Origin of the sequence: Streptomyces sp. NPDC090442 (genome assembly GCF_044769405.1) — a bacterium.
Lineage (GTDB): Bacteria > Actinomycetota > Actinomycetes > Streptomycetales > Streptomycetaceae > Streptomyces.
This window is the reverse complement of the sequence record NZ_JBIVXW010000173.1, coordinates 1-4,160: the sequence shown is the minus strand read 5'-3', so window position 1 is coordinate 4,160 and position 4,160 is coordinate 1. Positions and strand designations below refer to the sequence as shown.

Sequence of the window (4,160 nt, the reverse complement as noted above, 5' to 3'; positions counted from 1 at the left end):
CCTCCACCGCAAACAACGCCGGCTGAGCACAACGCGTCCGATCCAACAACCCACACTCACCCTCACCTCCCCACACCACCTCCCGCAGAGAGACATCCAGCCCCAACTCCACATCCAACAACGCCACAACCTCATCGAAGGCATCCGCGAACACCGGGAAAGCCGCATACAACTCACGCCCCATACCCAGACGCTGCGCACCCTGACCCGAGAAGAGGAAGGCCGTGCGACGTTCGCGGGCCTCCGCGCGGGCGGTCTCGGCGATGCCGTCGGTGCCGGCCAGGAGGACGGCCCGGTGCTCGAAGGTGGCGCGGCTGGTGACGAGGGAGTGGGCGAGGTCGACGGGCGAGAGGGCGGGCCAGTCCGCGGCGAAGGCGCGCAGACGGGTGATCTGGGCGTCGAGGGCAGGAGCGGAGCGTGCCGAGACCACCCACGGGGTGAGCGCCGGCGTCCGGATCACCGCGGCCGGCTCGACGGACGGCTCGTCGGGTGCGGCCTGTTCCAGGACGACGTGGGCGTTGGTGCCGCTGATGCCGAACGAGGAGACACCGGCCCGGCGCGGTCGGCCGGTCTCCGGCCAGGCCGTGTGCTCGGTGAGCAGTCGGACGGCGCCGGTGGTCCAGTCGACCCGGGTGGAGGGTTCGGTGACGTGCAAGGTGCGCGGCAGGGAGCCGTGTTGGAGGGCCAGCACCATCTTCATCAGGCCGGCGACGCCGGCGGCTGCCTGGGTGTGGCCGAGGTTGGACTTCACCGAGCCGAGCAGCAGCGGCCGGTCCTGCGGGCGGCCCTGGCCGTAGGTGGCCAGGACCGCCTGGGCCTCGATGGGGTCGCCGAGAACGGTGCCGGTGCCGTGCGCCTCGACGGCGTCCACGTCGGCCGGGGTCAGGCCGGCGCCGGTCAACGCCTGCCGGATGACGCGCTGTTGGGAGGGGCCGTTGGGCGCTGTCAGGCCGTTGGAGGCACCGTCCTGGTTGACGGCGGAGCCGCGCACCACGGCGAGGATGTCGTGGCCGTTGCGGAGGGCGTCGGAGCGGCGTTCGACGACGAGGACGCCCACGCCCTCGGACCAGCCGGTGCCGTCGGCGGCGTCGGAGAACGCCTTGCAGTGTCCGTCCGGCGCCAGGCCGCCCTGGCGGGTGAAGCCGGCGAAGCTGGTGGAGGTCGTCATGACGGTGACGCCGCCGGCCAGCGCCATGGTGCACTCGCCCGAGCGCAGTGCCTGGGCGGCCCAGTGCAGGGCGACGAGGGAGGAGGAACAGGCGGTGTCCACGGTGACCGCGGGGCCTTCGAAGCCGAAGGCGTAGGCCAGGCGGCCGGAGATGACGCTGGCGGCCAGTCCGGTACCGGCGTGTCCCTCGACGTCCTCCTGGGCGCGGAGCACGAGGCCGGCGTAGTCCTGGCCGTTGGTGCCGATGAAGACGCCGGTGCGGGAGCCGCGGAGCCGGGTCGGGTCGGTGCCGGTGCGCTCGACGGCCTCCCAGGCGGTCTCCAACAGCAGCCGCTGCTGGGGGTCCATGGCGAGGGCCTCGCGCGGGGAGATGTCGAAGAAGCCGGGGTCGAAGTCGGCCGCGTCGTAGAGGAATCCGCCGACGCGGGTGGCACTGCGCCCCTGCCCGTCGCCGGCGAGCAGGTCGAGGTCCCAGCCGCGGTCGGTGGGGAACGCGTCGATGCCGTCACGGCCCTCGCTCAGCAGTTGCCAGAGCTCCTCGGGCGTGGTGACGCCGCCGGGGAAGCGGCAGGCCATGCCGACGATGACGATGGGGTCGTCGTCGGCCGGGGCGGCCGACGCCGGTGAGGCCGCCGGGGTGGAGTCCGGCCGGTCGCCGGTGAGTTCGGCGAGGAGGTGGGTGGCGAGGGCACGCGGGGTGGGGTGGTCGAAGACCAGGCTGGGCGGGAGGGACAGGCCGGTGGTGGCGGCGAGGGCGTTGCTCAGTTCCACGGCGGTCAGCGAGTCGAAGCCGAGGTCGCGGAAGGGCTTGTCGCTACGGATGGCGTCGGCGCCGTGGTGGCCGAGCACCGCGGCGGCGGTGGTGCGGACCGCGCGGAGGAGGACGCCGGTGCGGTCGGCGGGTGCGGTGCCGGCCAGGTGGTCGCGCAGTTCGGCGGCGGCGCCGGCCTGTTGGCGGTGCGCCTCCTGGACCGTGCGGGCCGCGGCGCGGGCGGCGGGCAGTCGGTCGAGCAGCGGGCTGGGCCGCAGGGCCAGCAACGATTCCAGCAGCCGGGGCTGTTGCAGGTCGGCGATGATCAGGGTGGGGTGCGGCTCGGTCACCGCGCGGGCCAGGGCCGGTACGGCGAGGTCCGGGGCGAGCAGCCCGACGGGGTCGGCGCCGGGGCGGGTGTGGCGGGCGGCCATGCCGTCGCCGGCCCAGGCGCCCCAGGCGATCGAGGTGGCCGCCAGGCCCTGTGCGCGGCGCCGCTCGGCGAGGGCGTCGAGGACGGCGTTGGCGGCGGCGTAGCCGGCCTGGCCGGGGTTGCCGACGGCGCCGGCGACGGAGGAGAACAGCGCGAAGACCGTGGGCTCGGCGTCCCGGGTCAGGTCGTCCAGGAGGAGGGCGGGGGCGACCTTGGCGCGGAAGACCGCGGCGAACCGGTCCGGGGTGAGGCCGGTCAGCACGCCGTCGTCGAGGACGCCCGCGGCGTGCACCACGGCGGTCAGCGGGCGGTCCGCGGGGATCTCGGCGAGGACCCGGGTGAGCTGCTGCCGGTCGGCGGCGTCGCACGCCGCCAGGGTGACGCGGGCGCCCAGGGCGGTCAGTTCGGCGGCCAGGTCGTCGGCACCGGGTGCGTCGGGGCCACGGCGGCTGAGCAGCATCAGGTGCTCCGCACCGTGGGCGGCGAGCCAGCGCGCCGTATGCCGACCGAGGGCGCCGGTTCCGCCGGTGATCAGCACGGTGCCGGTGGGCCGCCATGCGGAGGCGGGGCCGTGGTCGGGGGCGGGCGCCGCGGCGAGGCGGCGGCCGTAGGCGCCGGTGGCGCGCAGGGCGAGCTGGTCCTCGTCGCCGGCGCCGGCGAGTGCGGCGGGCAGCCGGCGCGCGGTGCGCTCGTCGAGTGCGACGGGCAGGTCGATCAACCCGCCCCAGTGGCGCGGGAGTTCCAGCGCCGCGACCCGGCCCAGCCCCCAGACGGCGGCCTGCGCGGGCGCGTCCGGCCGCTCGCCGGGGAGTGCGGCGACCGCGCCCCGGGTCAGGGACCAGAGATGGGCCGGGCAGCCGGTGTCGGCGAGGGCCTGGACGAGGGCGGCGGTGGCGGTGACGCCGGCCGGCACCGCGTCGTCACCGGCGGTCTCGTCCAGCGCCAACAGCGAGACGACGGTGGCGAGTTCGCCACGGTCGGGGCCCTGCGCAGCCGCCGTGAGCAGTGCGGCGAACGCGGCCCGGCCGGTGCCGTCGCCGGCCACGTCCACCCGGTGGACGTCCGGGCCGAGGGCGGCGAGCACGTCGGCGATCCACGGGTCGTCGGCCACGGTCGCAGGGACGACGGCCAGGATGCCGCCGCTGTCGCGCGGCGCTCCGTCGAGCGCGAGCGGCTCCCAACCCTCCCGGTATCGCAGGGCATTGACAGCCGAGTCGGCGCGGCGGCGGGTGCGCCAGGCGGACAGTGCGGGCAGTACGGGGCCGAGTTGTTCGCCGTCGATGTCCAGCCGGGCGGCGAGCGCCGACACGTCCGCGCGTTCCACGGCGGCCCAGAACTCCGCATCGGCGGCGTCCGCACCACCGCCGTCGGACCCGGTCGCCAACTCCGGCCAGAACCGCTCGCGTTGGAAGGCGTAGGTCGGGAGGTCGGCGCCCCGCGCCCCGGTGTCGGCCAGGGCGGCGCCCCAGTCGACGGTCTCGCCGGCGACGTGCAGCCTGGCCAACCCGGTGAGCAGGGCGCTCTCCTCGCCGCGGTCCTTGCGCAGGGTGGGCGTCACCAGCGCATCGGCGGGCAGTACGGTGCGGGCGAGCGCGGAGAGGACCCCGTCGGGGCCGATCTCCAGGAAGGCGTTCGCACCACGCTCCACCAACGCCCGCACACCGTCGGCGAACCGGACCGTCGCCCGCACATGCCGCACCCAGTAATCAGCGCAACCCAACTCCCCCGCCGCAGCCACCCCACCCGTCACATTCGACACCACCGGAATCCGCGGCTCGTGATAGTCGAGGCTCTCCGCAACAGCCCGG

The 4,160-nt window shown here is 75.5% G+C and carries 1 protein-coding gene; it reads right to left on the bottom strand.

Features of this window, described 5'->3' with window-relative positions; genetic code table 11:
* Window positions 1–4,160: SDR family NAD(P)-dependent oxidoreductase (locus ACIQU6_RS43890; protein ID WP_403488207.1), on the bottom strand; the 4,160-nt coding region annotated here is incomplete at both ends.